A 17,733-nucleotide genomic window follows, 5' to 3' on the forward strand; every position below is an offset into this window, starting at 1 on the left:
ATATTCGTAAGTTACGGACATGACGAATATACATCTTTTGCTTTCAAACTCGTGGATTACCTTCGGGAAAAAGGATTTGATGTTTGGATTGATGTGAGGGATATTCATGAATCTTCGTTCTGGGATGAGGAAATAGAGAGAGGATTGATGGATGTTTCTGCTGCGGGTGAAAGGGGAAAATTTGTTCTGATAATGACTCCAAAGAGTATTGGCAGACCTGGTGGATTCTGTCTGAATGAAATTGCTATGGCTTTGGATAAGAAAATTAATATCCTTCCGCTTATGCTAAAACAGGCTACTCCACCTATCTTTATTTACAGGATACAGTATTTGGACTGTCAGAACTGCATGATTGGAAATACATTGAATGAGGATTTATGTAAGTCTGTGTTCGAGAGGATTGAGAGAAATATTCAGGAGCATTCGCTAGATACTTCGGGTAGTTATTCTTCGCTAAGGGCACATCTGTCTCCTATAGATTTTTCATCGGATATAAACCATTTTCAGCGTTCTTTTGTAGGCAGGTCATGGCTTGATAGTATTGTAGATGATTGGCTGCAGAATGGAAATGAACGGTGTCTTTTTATAAAAGGCAAACCAGGGTCGGGAAAAACGGCTATATCTACTCATCTTCTTTCTGTATTGCCTAATATTGTGGCTTATCATATCTGCAGGAGAAACAATTGTGAAAAGTCGAACCCGAAAAGGGCTGTATGCACTATTGCGTATCAGATTTCAACACAGATTCCGGAATATTCGGAAAGGCTACTGGCTATACTGACAGAAAGGAATATTGATTCGTGGGATAGCAGGACTTTGTTTGAGGAATTGATTGTTACTCCTCTTTCATCGGTAATGCATGATGATAATAAGGACAGGGTGATACTGATTGATGCCCTGGATGAATCGTCGGTGTCGGGTGGAGAAAGTATTGTTACTTTTCTTTCGTCTTTGTCGCCGTTATTGCCGGATTGGGTAAGGTTGATAGTTACATCAAGACCTCTGAATGATATCGTGTGTCAGTTTAATGTATCTACCAGATTTGTTAATCTCGACTCGGTGGATTATGTCGGTCTTAATAAGATGGACATGCTGTCGTATATAGATAAGACTTTAGAGAAGTTTATGGGAGAGGTGTGCTTCGATACGGCTAAACGTCGGATTGTAGATAATGCAAGTGGTGTTTTTCTTTATGTGAAGACTATATGCGAGAATATTATTTCGGGAGAGATGGATATAAGCGATCATGAATCGTTTCCCAAGTCTATTTCGTCAATATATAACAATTTTTTCAGAACTAAATTTACTGACATAGGATTATATAATTCCAGACATAGAGTTTTGTTGAGTTTGATGGTGGCATCATTTGATCCTCTTACTAAGGATATGGTATGTAGGTTGATGAAGATCAGGAAGCATGAACTGGAATCTTTGGTTCTTGATTTGGGAGGATTTATAGTAGTGGGATCGAATAATGAACTTCAATTTTTTCATCTGACAATGATGGAATGGTTGGTTGATGATTCAGCTTCCGGATGTTTTGCTATTGACCGTAAGGATGGTGACGAGATTTTTATCGGGTATGGCATTGATGATAATGTCCTTTCTGAATATTTGGTAAGACATCTGCCAAAACATCTGGCTTTGGTGGGTGATAAGGACAGACTGCTTGAACTCTTTAACGACAGTGAATATGTGGAGGCTCTGGAGGGATGCTTTGCTAACAGATATGAGGTTATAGATATTCTTTTTGATAATTTCAGGTACTATTATGATAATTTCTGTTCACGAGGCAGAAAAAGGAATCTTGAGTCGTTTTATCTGTGTCACTCGGTTATGGAGGTGTTCAGAAATTATTCATTCTTTCTTTTCGATAAAGAGTATTATAGAAGGTTCGGTGAGATGGGCTTTGATGACTTTGTTCGTAATTCTGACTTCAAGTCTTTGCCTGAAATACTTAGGGTTAGAACAATCTCCTTTTATTATACTTATGGATTGATTGGTGATGTACTTAAACTTGACTTTTCTGATATTGAGGATGAAGACCTTGATATGATTTCTGATGACAGGAAGAAATATATGGCCGGGTTTTATAATATGCTTGGGGTTGCCAACCGAATCTGTGGAAATATGGAGCTGGCGGAAAAGTATATTAGTCGGTCAGCTGATTATTATTTGAGAAACGGAAATTTGGATAGCGGGCATGTTGTAGCAGCTAATTTATCACGTGTATATAAGTATAATCTGGAATTTGATAAGGCAGAGAATATCCTGAGGCCCGGAATGGAGTATGCTCTGTCTTTTGGTTTCCCTGATACGTATAATGATGAATATGAGAGAATCTTGCATCTGCATAACGGACCGACTTTTATACTGGCTGAGTATGCAATTGATGTATATGATATGGAACTTGCCAAACAGTGTATCGGGATTATAGCACGGTTCTTCGAAAAGCCTGAAGCACGCAGGGGAAGCAGGTTTTATCCCAGATATTTATATACGATGGTTTATTTGTCATTAATGGAAGGCGATTGGGAATCGGCTGCGTGGTATAGAGATAAATGTCATGAGATTGCACCTTCTGCTGAGAGTTACTATCAGGTGGATGCAGCTGCATGCTGGTATAGATATTTTGCTGACGGACGTAATGATTTGTCATTGATAGAGGAGTCTGTAGGGCATGTTCTAAAATCAATGAAGGGGTGTGTGAAGGGTAGAAGATGGGAGTCGTATGCATATGTTTATCCTTTGTATGCTTTATGTTGTGAGATCTTGGGTACCAAGCCTGAACTGGATGCGAACTTTCCTTTGGAGGTATTCAAGAAATGGATAGACTACCGTAAAGGTTTTTATCTGAAGTTGGTAGAGAGATTCAAAACATTATAAATATTTTATTCTTATGGAAACTAAATCTGCTCAAGTGGTTATTTTTTCATCAGGAAGTCAGAGGAATACTATATTGAAGCTTTCTGAGGAACTGGAAAAAAAGAATTGTAATTGTACGTTATGGACAAACTTGTTTACCCGTCAGAATGATAACAGTAAATTTGCTTTGTTGCCTACCTTGCTGAAAAAAATCCCAACTTTCGATTTCGCTATAATTCTGGCTACACCCGATGATTCGGTTAACAGAATACGCGACGGGGTAGAAGAAAATTTCCAGTGTATGAGGGATAATGTAATTTTTGAAATAGGATTGTGTGTCATGGCACTGGGGGCCAACCGTACAATTATACTTCAGAACGAGAGTGTACACTTGTTTGATGACCTGATAGGGGTGTCTGGTGTAAATAATACTGAGACTATGTTGTCGGCTTCTGCTTTGGGGGTAAAATGTTTTACATATTCTGATGTTAAACGTCTGGAACAGATTTATGATCCTCTGGTTGATTATATAAACAGTGAAATGCAGGTGTTCTCGCCGGTTGTAATTGGAGCTGCATGTTCTACGGCAATTGGATATTATAATATGTTTATAAAGAGAATTGTTCGAGGTTTGGACAGTCCGGATTTTGCTATGAAAGATAAGGAGGTAAGGGTGCTGGTTCCGCTGTATATCAGTAGCAGTATCTTTAAGGATATTGATGATTATTATGCTGATAATGGTTTCAGTAAGATGACACGAAAAATGGATTCCGGAAGAGATATGTCGTTCTATTACAAAATGGAGAATGACAGTTTTATAGTATGTGACATTCCTACAAGTATTGGTGCTTCTTATCAGATGGCTCAGGATATACTGTCAATAGAAGCGGCTGATATAGATGATGTGGACTCGGAAAAACGGTTTTTGATGAAAGAGGCCAACATGTTTTATCTGACATTGAAAAAACTGTTGGCGGAAGAACTCACGAACAGTAAAGTGAAAATTGTGCTTGAAAGAATGTGTGAAAATTAATTGTCTTAATACTGAAAATTATGAGCCAGAATGAATATAAACCAAAACCGGTTGATGTGTCGGATGTGGATTTGCCTGATTCGCTTAAAGAACTGATGGAACAGATTGCTGAGAATGTGCATGAGGTATGGAGTCGTGGTAGAATGGAGGATGGATGGGTGTATGGTCCTGAAAGGGATGATAAACTGAAGACGCACCCGTGCCTGATTCCGTATGGAGAATTGGATGAAAAGGAGAAGGAATATGACAGAAATACCGCTCTCAATACTTTGAAACTTATAATTAAATTGGGGTATAATATTAATAAGGGGTAGATTATGAGTGTAATAGGATATTACAAGCGATTGTTCTCACAAGAGAATATTGACAGAACTATATCTGGAGGTATCAGACCACAATTGAAAATACTAATGACTTTAGTAGCTACAATCTTATTCATATTCTTTATTATAGTTCTTATATTTTCTATTGAACTTGGAGGTTCTGATGGTTTCTGGGAACGGCTATGGCTTGTTTATAATAATTTTGTCGATTCTGGTAACCAGATAGTGGAAAAGGGATGGGTAAACCGTTTATTGGTCACATTTATGAGTTTGTGTGGCACTGTATTGTTGAGCGGGGTGCTGATTTCAACTATCTCGAACATTATTGAAAGAAGAGTGGATGCCATCAAGTCGGGAAAGGTGACATATCGTAAAATCAAACAGCATTATGTGATAATCGGTTTTTGTGATACTACAATTAGTCTTATAAAGGAGATATGTAAAAAAGACAATACCAATCCTTTGTTATTGATGAGTGGGGTGGAAACTGAAACTATTCGTTCGGAAATACAGTCGCATTTGAGTAAGGAGGATGAAAGTAGGGTTATTATTTATTTTGGAAATATAGAATCTGAAGAAGAACTGGCGAGGCTTAATATTCATCTTGCAAAAGAAGTCTATATTTTGGGAGATGAGAATATGATGGGGCGTGATTCCAAGAGTATTGAATCTGTGCATAAGGTTAGTAAGCTTAGGGGAAATTCTGCAGGAAAACCTTTGCTGAATGTTTATGTGCAATTTGACAGAATACCATCGTATTCTAATATACAGAAAATGGTTTTACCGAAAGAGTATGTGTGCTATGGGAATGTTCCGAATATTTATTTCAGGCCGTTTAATTATTATGAGAATTGGGCGCGTCAGTTATGGGGCTTGTATTCTGTAGAAAATGGCTATGGCTTTAAACCGTTGTTTAATAGACCTCTGACAAAGACTGTAATGGACGGTAAATCTGTGGCTGATAGTGCTAATAGCTTTGTTCATTTGGTAATAGCAGGCTTTAACCGCATGGGGCGTTCTTTATTCTTGGAAGCATTGCGCGTATGTCATTATCCAAACTACGATGATACCGTGGATAAGAGCAGAAGTGTGCGTACAAAGATAACATTGATTGATAGGAATATGGATGAAATGTTGCCATATTTTAAAGCTCAGTTCCCGTATTTGGATAGTCAGATTTTTGATATAGATATCAATTATATGAATGCTGACATAAGTAGTAAACAAGTTAGGGATTACCTTGTGGGGTTGGCTTCAGATAAGGATTGTATGCCTACGATTGCAATTTGCGTAAGTGATCCTGATATGAGTCTTTCGTTAGGACTTAACTTACCTTCTGAAATATATGAGAAGGAGGTTTCTGTTCTTATACGTCAGGAGATACAGACAGACCTTGGAAGATTGATAAACAGTGACAGTGGAAGATTTAAGAATGTAAAGATTTTTGGAATGCTGGATCAGGGTATGTCAATGTCTTTATTGGGTGATGAACTGCCGGCTTATGTAAATCAAATGTATAAATGCAGTTGCTGTAAGAATACTCCGGGAAAAGAGGATAAGTCTTCTAACGATTATTGTTCGATATATGGAACCAAAGGCTGTAAGTTATTTGTAGAAGGAAGTGCAAATAATCATTACATGTTGAGCTTGTGTAAGTTTGTTCATGACGAACCTGAGTATGCTGCAAGGATGAAAGAATGTGCATATGATGCATGGTTTACTTTGTCTGAGGTATATCGTTGGGCTAACAGATACCAGATTGATGCATATGTGGTTTATTGTCGTACTCTTGGATATGAAATCTTTAAAGGTGAAGTTGGTAAGGAATGGGAAGAAGTTTCATATGAAGATTTTGAGAAGAGAATAGATGAAGGATATTTACGTACTCTGATGCGTATGGAAAAGTACAGATGGAATGCTGAAAGAACTATTGAGGGATGGCGGTATGGTGAGGTTCGTAATAATACTTATCTGGTGCATAATCTTATTTTGCCGTATAATGAGTTAGAGAAAAAATATCCGCAAGAGATAGGTAAGGATGAGGATGTTATAAGAAATATTCCTTATATCTTGAAGTTGGGTGGATATAAAATTTATAGAAAAATCACTCTTTAATCAGTGAAAATGCTATATATTTACACTGATGAACACCTAAACAACATGGAAAATCAAGTTACGAAGCAGGATAATAAGGACATGGTAAAGGATTTACCATACAATATAGGTCTGGCACTTAGCGGTGGTGGAGCAAAAGGTTTTGCACATCTTGGTGCCTTGCAGGCTCTGGATGAAAAAGGTATTAAACCTGATATTATAGCCGGTACAAGTGCCGGAGCTGTGGTAGGTGCCTTTTATGCAGCCGGATTCAAACCTAAGGAGATTCTGAAATTGTTTTTGGGGCATGACTTCCGTGATTTCGTGAGCTTTATGATACCGAAGGAGGCTTTGCTGAAATATGACGGATTCATAGAATTTATGGAGAAGAACTTGCCTGTGAAACGGTTTGAGGAACTGAATATTCCTTTCTGTGCCGTGGCCTCAGATTTTGACAAAGGTGAGAGTAAGGTCTTTACCGAGGGTGAGCTTGTGCCTAGAGTTATGGCTTCGTGTACCATTCCCATTGTGTTCAAGCCAATGATGATTGACGGTGTGAGGTATGTGGACGGTGGGTTGTTCAAGAATTTCCCTGTTACGCCTATTCGTGATTTGTGCCGTAAGGTGATTGGGGTGAATGTATGTCCCAAGCATCCGGAGGAGTATGAGGATAATATCTTGCGTGTGGCTCTGAGGTCTTATCTGTTTTTGTTCAAGCAGAATGCGGTGGAGGATTCGGAGCTGTGCGACTTGTTGCTTGAGGTGGATTCTATAGACGAATATAATATTTTCAATCTTAAAAATGCTTTGAAGATTTATAATCAGGGATACAGGCAGATGGTTGAACTGCTGGAAGAAGAAGGGAGACGATTGATGATTAAAGATTAATAATTAAAAATTTGCACTCATAAACTTATAAACTCAAAAAATATATGGAGAAATTATCAAATGATGTACTGAGCATTCAGGTGTCGGCAGCCGGTGCCGAACTGTGCAGCATACAGTGTAACGGTAAGGAGTATCTGTGGCAGGCTGATCCTGCATTCTGGAACAGACACTCACCGGTTCTTTTCCCTATTGTGGGAAGAGTGTGGGATAACACTTACAGATGCGAGGGAGAGACTTATTCGTTGGGGCAGCACGGATTTGCGCGCGATATGGAGTTTCAGCTTGTGAGCATTACCGACAATGAGGTGTGGTACAGACTGACTGACAATGAAGAGACTCATAAGAAATATCCTTACAATTTCTGTCTGGAGATTGGCTATAGGATAGAGCAGAAGAAGATTCATGTGATGTGGAGGGTTAAGAATACCGGAAAGGGGGATATGTATTTCCAGATAGGAGCTCATCCGGCTTTTTATTTCCCGGGATTTGACGCTTCTACAAAAGAACGTGGCTACTTCGGTTTCGATAAGAAAGAGGGACTGGAATATATCCTCATAGGAGAGAAGGGATGTGCCAATACTGATGTGCACTATCCGCTGGAACTGAAGGACGGACTGTTGCCTATGAATACTTCTACTTTCGATGGTGATGCTCTGATTCTGGAGAACGGACAAGTGGGAGAAGTTGCCTTGTATGACAATTCGCGCAAGGCTGTGTTGCGTCTGTTGTTCGACGCTCCGGTTGTAGGACTGTGGTCGCCTCCTGGAAAGAATGCTCCGTTTGTGTGTATCGAACCTTGGTACGGACGTTGTGACAGGATGAATTTTGATGGTGAATACAAGGAAAAGGACTGGATACAACATCTGCCTGAAAACGGAACTTTCGATGGCGGTTATGTGATTGAAATAATGGAATAAGTTTTATGAAGATTATACACACGAGCGACTGGCATTTGGGACATACCTTATATGAGCATGACAGGACGGCGGAACATGCCGCTTTCCTGTCTCAGCTCAGGGATATAGTGGAGGAGGAAAAACCGGATGCCCTTCTTGTAAGCGGTGATATCTACGACCGTACCAATCCTTCTACCTCGGTGCAGAAAATGTATTACAAGGCTTTGCTGGAGATGCATAAGGCATGTCCGGATATGGCTATTGTGGTGACGGCTGGCAACCATGACAGCAAGGCGATGCTGGAGCTTGGGCGCGAACTGTGGCTGATGGCAGGAGTAAGGGTAGTGGGACAGCTGGAGAGGAAAGACGGGACGGTCGATCTGGACAGGCATATCATAGGTATAGAGGATGCCGATGGTGTGTTGAAGGGGTATGTTGTGGCTGTGCCGCATATATTCGACCAGAGTTATCCGCTGATGGATGAGGAGGCTTCCAAAGAGGAACGCAGGTGTGTATTTTTCCGTGCTTTGCAGGACAGGGTTAAGATGGTGAATACTACCGGGGTGCCGGTGGTGTTGATGGCGCATATGACGGTGGCAAACAGTAATCTTGAGGGGCATGACACTGACGTGATAGGGGGAATCAATGAGGTGGCTCATGAGGAGCTCGGTATGGGTTATGACTATATCGCGCTGGGACACATACATTATCCTCAGACACTGAGAGGAGCTGCCGGAGTGGCAAGATATTCCGGTTCGCCTGTTCCTGTGAATTTTGATGAGACTTATCCTCACTCCGTTTCAGTGGTTACGGTGGAGAGAGGAAGGGAACCTGAAATAAGGGAGATAAGGATTAAGAATATTCGTCCTATGCTGACTGTTCCTGCTGTTCCTTCTGCTTTTGACGTGGCTGTTGACGGGCTTTCTGACATCGGTGATGACGAGGAGTGTTATGTAAGACTGAATATACTTCTTGATAAGCCTATGCCTGCCGATTATATGGAGAAGATAGCTAAGGCTCTGGATGGCAAACGTGCCGCATATTGTTATTGTAAGATTACCAGACCGGAAATGCTGGCCGCGGATAGTGATACGGTTATGACTTATGATGAGTTTCAGGAACTTACTCCGATAGATGTGGCACAGAGATTTTACAAATCGAAGTTTGGTACTGATATGCCTTCTGAGATGGCTGATATGATAGATGAAGCCGTGAAGAGATATAACGGGAGAAATGTATAAAAGTCTTTACAATTTATGAAACTGGCTAAACTGAAAATAGAGAACATAGCGTCTGTAGAGATGGCTGAGATTGATTTCGATAGTGGAGCGTTGGCTGATGCTTCTGTTTTTCTGATTACCGGTGATACGGGGGCAGGCAAGACTACCATTCTGGATTCAATCTGCCTGGCTTTGTATAACACTACTCCAAGGCTGAATATGGCGTCGGGGGTGAAATCGAATTTCGGAACAGACAATATCACCGCTAGAAACACGTCAAATCTTTTGAGGCATGGGGCACGTCAGGCCTCGGCTGTACTTACTTTTCTCGGCTCTGACGGGGTAATGTATGAGGCTGTGTGGCAGGTGAAGCGTAACAGGAACAATAAGCTTACATCGTCGGAACAGACTTTGTCGTGGGGTGACACTACTGTGAAGAATGCCGATGCCGTGAGAAAGGTTACGGAGGAAGCTGTAGGGCTGGATTTTGATCAGTTCTGCCGTACAACGATGCTGGCTCAGGGACAGTTCACTCAGTTCTTAAAAAGTAAGGATGATGAGAAATCTGAAATTCTGGAAAAACTTACAGGAACGGAGATATATTCGGAAATAGGAAAGAAAATAGAGGAGATAAAAAAGGAAAAGGAAGCTGATTATAATGCTCAAAGGAGTTTGACAGAAGGGATAGTATTGCTTAAACAGGAGGAGATTGACTCGCTGAACGGACAGAAATCGGAAGCTTTGCTTAGAAAGAAACAGCTTGATGGGGAGGCGTCGCGTCTGGATTCTTGTGTGAAATGGATGGAGGTCTATAAAAAGCTGCAGGAAGAAAAGGTGGTGGCAGAACGGAAATTCAAGTTATGTATGGAGGTAATAAATTCTGACAGCTTTAAAGAGGAAGCCAGACTTATCTCTGATTATGACAGAATGGGTAATGCCGGTAGCTGCCTGCAGACGAAGAGAGAGGCAGAACAAAAGGTAAGAGAGCTTGAACTTGAAGCGGGTAGGTTGAAGACACTGTTCGTAGAGCTTCATAAGGGAAGAAACGGTTTGAGGGCATGGATACAGCAAAAGAACAACCTGCTTGAAGCATTGAATGTCCGTATAGCCGGAGCTGCGGTAAATGTACCTATGTTTTCGAACGTGCAGAAAATAGAGACTTTGCTTAATTCTGTTTTGGAGACATCTGTCAGGGTTAGGGGAAACACAGAGGCTCTGAAGAAACGAAATAACAGTATGCCTGTAATAGAAAAAGCCTGTTCGGACAAAGAGGATAGCGTAAGTAAGCTGGGAAACCTTGTAGAATTAAAGGAAAAAGAGATAAGTGCCGCCACACAGGCTGTAGCCGATATGAAACCGGAGACAGTCAATGAGGAGGTACGTAGGCTGTCGGTAGAGAAGGATAGTCTGAATAGGCTTAATACGCAGATTGGCGTACTGAAAGATTGCAGCAAGACTCTTGCAAGGCTGGAGAAAGAAACGTCGGCTCTTATGGAGGAATGTAAACTTCGTGAGGCTGAACAGGTAAAACTGGATGTGAGGCTTGAAGAAAAGAATAAAAAGCTGGTGGAGGCCAGAAAGGCTTATGACGGAGTGGAGCTTTCTTTGCGTGACTGGACTGTGAGCCTAAGAAGTAAATTGGCAGTGGGTGATGTATGTCCGGTATGCGGACAGGTGATAGACAGGTTGACTACAGATGAGGAGTGCGAAGAGAGATTGAAACCGCTGGAGGAGATGGTTGCATTGGCTGAGAAGGAACTTAGAGGTACTTTGGCTGAATGTAATGCGATACAGATTATTGTGGAGCGCCTGAAGAAGGATATACAGACGAAACTGAATGAGAAGAAGGAGGCTGAAGACGCAATAAGGAATGCCGGGGCTTTGGTAAGGAACATGTGTGCGGAATTGTCTGTCAAGTGCGGAGAAGGTGATGAGCTTGATGTGACGAATCTGGATGAGACTTTACATATTGTATCTGCAAATAATTCGGCAAGGATGAGTGCTTTGATAGAGATGCAGAAGAAAATAAATGACAGCAACAACCATCTTACTTTGCTGAATAATGAACTGAAGGATATAAGGAAGGAATTTGAGAATGCTGTCAAGTCGAGAGATAAGGCAAAAGAGGACAGGCAGACGGTAGTGAATGAAATTGAGCGTATCAGCTCGTTGATAAAGATTGACAATGAGATGATAGCCAAGGCCCTTCAAGATGCCGGCGGAATGATTGTGATAGAAGGATGGAGGAATATGTGGGATAGTGATCCGTCAGGCTTGCTGTCTTCCATACGCAATTCCGCTGCTGAATATGATGGATGGGTGAAAGACGTAGCGGCAACTGAAAAGCTGCTTTCCCAGGCTTTGCCGGCATTGGAGAATGTGGAAAAAATCCTTACAGAGATATCCGAAGTATGGAAGGACTGGAATTGTGATAATGTTACGGACGCTATATTGGTTGACAGGCTTACAGACAAGTGTATTGACTTTTCTGCCAAGGTGCATGCTCTTACTACATCGCTTGCCAATGAACGTGAGAGAATGGCCAAGGCAACCGGCGAACTGGATGCTTTCCTTTCACTGAATCAGGATTTCGACCTCGGAAGGATAGAATATATCTCTTCAATAAAGAATATATCAGAGATAAGAAAACAGCATGATGCCGAAATCACCGGAAGCAAGAATGCGGAAAGTGTTCTTGCGGCTAAACAGAAGGAGCTTGATTTGCATCTTGCGTCTTGTCCTGAAGATGTACGCGATGGTGTAGCCATAGAAATGATGAAATCAATGCTTGCAGACGTACGTAGTGCCATTGATACGGTCATGTCTGATATTGGCCGTATAGAGCAGCAACTCAAATCGAATGAGCAGAACATTGCCAGATTTAGTGTGGAAAAGGAAAAAGAAGAGGCCAAAAGGCACATTTTTGTGGAATGGGAGTCTCTGAACAAGCTTTTCGGCGGTGGCGACGGAAAGATTTTCAGAAGGATTGCTCAGAGCTTTATACTTAATGACTTGCTGCATCGTGCGAATGGGTATCTGGTTAAGTTGAACAAACGCTACAGGTTGGACTGTGAGCCGGGTACATTGACTATCAGGATGATGGATATGTATCAGAATGATGCTCAGGGACCGGTTGACATTCTTTCAGGAGGAGAGGGATTCCTGGTTTCTCTTTCTTTGGCTTTGGCTCTTTCTTCGCTCAACAGGAGAAATCTTTCCGTGGATACATTGTTTATCGATGAGGGATTCGGAACGTTGAGTGGTGATGTGCTGAATACGGTTATGAATATGCTGGAAAAACTGCAGGGTATCAACGGAAAGCGTGTGGGTATAATCAGCCATGTGGAAGGACTAAAGGAAAGGATACCTGTGCAGATCAAGGTTAGTCGTATTGACCAGACGCGAAGTTCGGTGGAAGTGATAGATAACAGAATATAACAGACGAAATATGAAGAATATTGTATGGATGTTGTTTGTGCTGCTGGCGTATGGATGTACGGAAGAAACAACAGTGGATAACGGTAGAGACAATCAGAGTAAGATAGTGGGTTGCATTGAGCTTAAAGAACTGATTTCTAGTGACTCATATGATGTTACTTCAACCAAAACTTTCATATTTTCTGATGGCCGAATATCATATTATGTCTCAGCCCAGGAGGTTGAGGGAGGAAAGCTGTTCAGCAGTTCGGATACTACATTCGTTTCTGCCTCAGACCAAAGTGTGAGAATAACCGACAGCTATGGCAATATACGAACTTATCAGTTGGATACTTCCGGATTTGCGGTTTCATGCCGTATGGAGGAAGGCGGAGGTACAGAAAGAAACTATGATTTCACATATATTACCGACAGTGAAGGACATAAATTTCTGTCGGAAGTTACGGAGAAAACAGATAACGGGGATACTTATTCTTCATTGAGGCTTGACTATTCTGAAGAAGGGAAGGTGAGAGTTGAACAGACAGTTGACGGATCATCAGAGACTTATATAATTGAGTTCAATAAATCGGTTGCCGTAGAGAATGCGCATGGCTTGCCGGATTTATTCCTGTCGGAATTATATCCGCTTTCCATGCACATGGTGGCATTTTATGGAGGGTTTATCGGTGATTCATACAGGTACTTATGCACGGATATGTATCCGGCCAGCAGTCCGGAACTGGAAGAACACACCTCTTACGAGTATTCCTTGGGTGACGATGGTGAATTGAGCGGTTGCTGGATGTTGACTGTCAGTGGCGGAGAAGAATATGTAAGAAACATTAGTGTAAAACTTACAATATAAAATATTTTCAATATATTTGTCCGTGAAAGACATACAGGCATATATTCCTGATGAATGGAATTTATGCAAAACCATTAAACTAATATGAAAACGGACAATATTAAATCAATAGCTGTTGTAGCAGCTGTAATTGTTACAAGCGAAGGTATCCTTGCCACTCAGAGAGGTAGTGGCGATTTCAAGGATAAATGGGAATTCCCCGGAGGAAAGATAGAAGCCGGAGAGACACCGGAACAGGCCTTGATGCGCGAGATACGAGAGGAACTTGATCTGGAGATACGTATCGACTCATTTTTGGATACGGTTGATTATACATATCCTGATTTCAATATAAAGCTACATGTGTATGTGTGCTCGGTCATATCAGGTATTCTAAACCTGAAAGAGCACAAATCTTTGAAGTGGCTTAAATCGGACGGACTTTATTCTGTAGAATGGTTACCTGCCGACAAAGTGATATTGCCGGCATTGGAGAACTATCTTGAAAATGTGACTGTGGATAAGAAGGATGACATGTCGGCATATACTTATCTTCAGAAAGGGCATTTTGCATTGCTTCGTAAGCCTGTTCCTCATATTGTCAATAGCAAAGATGCGATAGTGCGTGTGACTCTGAGCAGTATATGCACTAGCGACCTTCATATAAAGCATGGCAGTGTGCCGCGTGCTGTACCAGGAATAACCGTAGGTCATGAGATGGTAGGAGTGGTTGAGCAGGTTGGTAGGGAAGTCGCCAATGTGAAGCCGGGCGATCGTGTTACCGTGAACGTGGAAACTTATTGCGGTGAGTGTTTTTTCTGTAAAAACGGTTATGTGAATAATTGCGAAGACCAAGATGGAGGATGGGCCTTGGGATGCCGTATAGACGGTGGACAGGCATGCTATGTGCGTGTACCTCATGCGGATATGGGATTGAACCGCATTCCTGATAATGTTACAGACGAACAGGCTCTTTTCGTAGGTGACATTCTGGCTACAGGATATTGGGCTGCACGAATATCTGAAATCAAGGAAGAAGATACTGTATTGATTATCGGGGCCGGACCTACTGGCGTTTGTACTCTTCTGTGTGTGAAGCTGAAAAATCCGTGTAAAATAATTGTCTGCGAGAAGTCGGAAGAAAGGATAGCCTTTATCAAAAGACACTATCCTGATGTCATGGTGGTGAAACCTGAAAACTGTAAGGATTTTGTGATGCAGGAGTCTGCACATGGAGGTGCTGATGTAGTGCTTGAAGTGGCAGGGGCAGATGATACTTTCCGTCTGGCATGGGAATGTGCGCGACCTAACGCGGTGGTGACAGTGGTTGCCCTTTATGACAAGCCTCAGGTATTGCCTTTGCCTGATATGTATGGAAAGAACCTTACTTTCAAAACCGGAGGAGTTGACGGATGCGACTGTGAGGAAATACTCCGCCTTATCTCTGAAGGCAAGATTGACACTACACCGCTCATTACACACCGTTTTGCGCTTGACGAAATAGAAGAGGCATACCGTGTTTTCGAAAACCGTCTTGACGGTGTGATAAAGGTGGCTGTAAAGGAGATTTGACACTATTGGATTTTAACCTAATAAACAGATTTTATATGAGAAAAAACTTTGGAAGTAAAACGTGGCTGTATCCTATGCCTGTGTTTATAGTGGCGGCATACGATGCCAATGGAGTGCCTAATGCCATGAATGCGGCATGGGGCGGTGTCTATACGGACAATATGGTTTGTCTGTGTCTGTCGGAAGACCATAAGACGACAAAGAATATTCTGGAGTCGAAAGCCTTTACGGTAAGTATGGCTACAGAGGATTATGTAGTGGCATGCGATTATTTGGGAATAGTGTCCGGAAACAATGAAAACCGAAAACTTGAAAAAGCCGGTCTGCATGCTGTAAAGGCAGAATCGGTTAATGCGCCTATCATAGAAGAGCTTCCTATGGCATTGGAGTGTGAACTGGTTTCGTACGATCCGGAAACATGCCATATGGTGGGACGTATAGTAAATATATCTGCCGATGAGTCGGTTTTGGGTGATGATGGAAAGATTGATGCCGACAAACTCCGCCCTATAACATACGATCCGATAAAACATGTATATAATGTTTTGGGAGAAAAGGTAGGAAAGGCTTTTTCTGACGGCAAAAGTCTGAAATGACCATATATGTGAAATACGAATGAAAAACAACTGATAATTTTATTATGAGAAAGACATTTAAATCCATGCTCCTATGTGTGGGTATGGCGCTGTGCGGAGTAATGGCTTATGCACAGGATTCTAATTTTTATATTTATCTGTGTCTGGGACAGTCTAACATGGAAGGAAACGCCAGATACGAGTCTCAGGACACAACTGTCAATCCGCGTTTTCAGGTATTGTCGGCTGTCAATAATGATGAAGTGGGAAGAGTGAAGGGTAAGTGGTATCCTGCTCGTGCTCCATTGTGCCGTAAAGGTACCGGTCTGACTCCTGCTGACTATTTTGGACGTACCATGGTGGAATATCTTCCAGAGAATGTAAGGGTTGGTGTGGTACATGTGGCTATTGGCGGTTGCCGTATAGAATTATTCCAGAAAGATAAGCGCGAGGAGTATATAAAGACTGCCCCTGACTGGATGAAGGGAATACTTGACGAGTATGACAATAATCCTTATGAGCGTCTTGTAGAGATGGCACGACTGGCACAGAAGGATGGTGTGATAAAAGGTATTCTGCTGCATCAGGGAGAACCCAATACCGGCGATAAAGAATGGCCGATGAAAGTAAAGAATGTTTACGAGAGCCTGTTGTCTGACCTTAATCTGAAGGCTGAGGATGTGCCTTTGATTGCCGGAGAGGTGGTTAATGCCGACCATAAAGGTACCTGTGCAAGCATGAATGAGATAATTGCCACCCTGCCACAGGTTATCAAGAACTCTGCCGTTGTTTCTTCTGCCGGACTCAGCTGTGCAAGCGATCATCTGCACTTCGATGCTGCCGGTTATCGTGTTCTGGGACGACGTTATGCTGAAAAGGTTCTTGGAATGATGGGCATCAGACTGCAGACTACAGAGGATGTGATAGCCAGCACTGTTCCTGCGTCATCAAATATGCATGGATGTGATTTTCCACGTTTGGATAAGGACAATCGTGCTTATTTCCGCATCTATGCTCCGGACGTAAAGAGATTGCAGGCTGATGTGTGTGGAGTGAAATATGATTTGTCGAAAGATGAAAACGGTTGGTGGACTGGTCGTACCAATCCTCTTGTGGTAGGTTTCCATTATTATTTCCTGTTGGTTGACGGATTTTCCGTAATCGATCCTATGAGCTGTACCTTCTTCGGCTGCAGCCGTATGGCAAGTGGAATAGAAGTGCCTGAAGGCAGTGAAGGTGATTATTATCGCACGAAGGATGTGCCTCACGGACAGGTTAGGACGTGTACTTATTACTCGGAGTCGCAGAAACGTTTCCGTCGTTGTGTGGTCTATACTCCGGCCGAATATGAGACAAACAGTAAGAAACGTTTTCCGGTATTATATCTTCAGCATGGTATGGGAGAGGATGAGACCGGATGGAGCACTCAGGGATATATGTATAATATTCTCGACAATCAGATTGCCGAAGGCAAATGTGAGCCTATGATTGTGGTGATGGAAAGTGGGGATATCGAAGTCGGTTTCCGTCCGCGTCCGGGAAAGAATGTTGACGAGGAAAGAAATCTGTATGGGGCTTCGTTTGCCACTCTTATGGTTCAGGATCTTATACCATATATCGACAAGACATTCCGTACCTATACCGACAGAGATCATCGTGCCATGGCTGGACTGTCATGGGGAGGAAAGCAGACATTCGACATTACGCTAAACAACCTCGACAAGTTCTCCTATATCGGAGGTTTCAGTGGGGCTATTTTCGGAGTTGATGTTAATACGGCCTTCAACGGAGTGTTTACTGATGCCAAGGCCTTCAACAAGAAGGTACATTATCTTTTCCTTGGATGCGGAACAGATGAAAACATGGGGACGGAGTCTTTGGTCAAGTCTTTGCGTGGTCTCGGTATTGAGGTTGACTATTATGTGTCAGAAGGTACCGGACACGAGTGGCTGACATGGCGCAGATGTCTGAACGAGTTTATTCCACATTTGTTTAAAAAATGA

General features: G+C 42.1%; 12 protein-coding genes and 1 pseudogene. All 13 read left to right on the plus strand.

Annotated features, from left to right (window positions below):
- Positions 1-2,886, plus strand: a 2,886-nt coding sequence (locus tag NW213_RS16340; protein WP_258323425.1) for a toll/interleukin-1 receptor domain-containing protein, incomplete at its 5' end; no start/stop codon positions are given.
- A gap of 13 nt (positions 2,887-2,899) precedes the next feature.
- Complete coding sequence (locus tag NW213_RS16345; protein ID WP_154042510.1) at positions 2,900-3,898, plus strand: TIR domain-containing protein; 999 nt, start codon at positions 2,900-2,902, stop codon at positions 3,896-3,898.
- A gap of 20 nt (positions 3,899-3,918) precedes the next feature.
- Positions 3,919-4,212 (plus strand): RyR domain-containing protein, encoded by a 294-nt coding sequence (locus tag NW213_RS16350; protein ID WP_258323426.1) that lies wholly within the window; start codon positions 3,919-3,921, stop codon positions 4,210-4,212.
- Positions 4,213-4,215: 3 nt separating this feature from the next.
- Positions 4,216-6,336, plus strand: coding sequence for a hypothetical protein (locus NW213_RS16355; RefSeq protein WP_258323427.1), 2,121 nt, complete (start codon positions 4,216-4,218; stop codon positions 6,334-6,336).
- A gap of 45 nt (positions 6,337-6,381) precedes the next feature.
- Positions 6,382-7,203 (plus strand): patatin-like phospholipase family protein, encoded by an 822-nt coding sequence (locus NW213_RS16360; RefSeq protein ID WP_258323428.1) that lies wholly within the window; start codon positions 6,382-6,384, stop codon positions 7,201-7,203.
- A 44-nt stretch (positions 7,204-7,247) separates the two neighbouring features.
- A complete protein-coding gene (locus NW213_RS16365) occupies positions 7,248-8,120 on the plus strand; it encodes an aldose 1-epimerase family protein (protein WP_258323429.1) in 873 nt (290 codons plus the stop codon).
- Between the two features lie 5 nt (positions 8,121-8,125).
- Complete coding sequence (locus NW213_RS16370) at positions 8,126-9,340, plus strand: exonuclease SbcCD subunit D (RefSeq protein ID WP_258323430.1); 1,215 nt, start codon at positions 8,126-8,128, stop codon at positions 9,338-9,340.
- 15 nt (positions 9,341-9,355) lie between these two features.
- A complete protein-coding gene (locus tag NW213_RS16375) occupies positions 9,356-12,757 on the plus strand; it encodes an AAA family ATPase (RefSeq protein ID WP_258323431.1) in 3,402 nt (1,133 codons plus the stop codon).
- Positions 12,758-12,767: 10 nt separating this feature from the next.
- Positions 12,768-13,604 (plus strand): DUF4595 domain-containing protein, encoded by an 837-nt coding sequence (locus tag NW213_RS16380; RefSeq protein ID WP_258323432.1) that lies wholly within the window; start codon positions 12,768-12,770, stop codon positions 13,602-13,604.
- Between the two features lie 84 nt (positions 13,605-13,688).
- A pseudogene (locus NW213_RS16385) lies at positions 13,689-14,048 on the plus strand ((deoxy)nucleoside triphosphate pyrophosphohydrolase); the annotation flags it as partial.
- 69 nt (positions 14,049-14,117) lie between these two features.
- Positions 14,118-15,155, plus strand: a complete 1,038-nt coding sequence (locus tag NW213_RS16390) for an alcohol dehydrogenase (RefSeq protein ID WP_258323434.1) — start codon at positions 14,118-14,120, stop codon at positions 15,153-15,155.
- Between the two features lie 35 nt (positions 15,156-15,190).
- Entirely contained in the window at positions 15,191-15,751 is a 561-nt protein-coding gene (locus tag NW213_RS16395; RefSeq protein ID WP_204393190.1) for a flavin reductase family protein, read from the plus strand.
- Between the two features lie 44 nt (positions 15,752-15,795).
- Entirely contained in the window at positions 15,796-17,733 is a 1,938-nt protein-coding gene (locus NW213_RS16400) for a sialate O-acetylesterase (RefSeq protein ID WP_258323433.1), read from the plus strand.

Source organism: Bacteroides sp. ET336 (genome assembly GCF_024733815.1).
GTDB lineage: Bacteria > Bacteroidota > Bacteroidia > Bacteroidales > Bacteroidaceae > Phocaeicola > Phocaeicola cellulolyticus.

Coding starts and splice junctions, on each gene's coding strand:
- NW213_RS16350 (WP_258323426.1), top strand. CDS start 3,919: ATGAGCCAGAATGAATATAAACCAAAACCGGTTGATGTGTCGGATGTG.
- NW213_RS16375 (WP_258323431.1), top strand. CDS start 9,356: ATGAAACTGGCTAAACTGAAAATAGAGAACATAGCGTCTGTAGAGATG.
- NW213_RS16395 (WP_204393190.1), top strand. CDS start 15,191: ATGAGAAAAAACTTTGGAAGTAAAACGTGGCTGTATCCTATGCCTGTG.
- NW213_RS16380 (WP_258323432.1), top strand. CDS start 12,768: ATGAAGAATATTGTATGGATGTTGTTTGTGCTGCTGGCGTATGGATGT.
- NW213_RS16390 (WP_258323434.1), top strand. CDS start 14,118: ATGTCGGCATATACTTATCTTCAGAAAGGGCATTTTGCATTGCTTCGT.
- NW213_RS16345 (WP_154042510.1), top strand. CDS start 2,900: ATGGAAACTAAATCTGCTCAAGTGGTTATTTTTTCATCAGGAAGTCAG.
- NW213_RS16360 (WP_258323428.1), top strand. CDS start 6,382: ATGGAAAATCAAGTTACGAAGCAGGATAATAAGGACATGGTAAAGGAT.
- NW213_RS16355 (WP_258323427.1), top strand. CDS start 4,216: ATGAGTGTAATAGGATATTACAAGCGATTGTTCTCACAAGAGAATATT.
- NW213_RS16370 (WP_258323430.1), top strand. CDS start 8,126: ATGAAGATTATACACACGAGCGACTGGCATTTGGGACATACCTTATAT.
- NW213_RS16365 (WP_258323429.1), top strand. CDS start 7,248: ATGGAGAAATTATCAAATGATGTACTGAGCATTCAGGTGTCGGCAGCC.
- NW213_RS16400 (WP_258323433.1), top strand. CDS start 15,796: ATGAGAAAGACATTTAAATCCATGCTCCTATGTGTGGGTATGGCGCTG.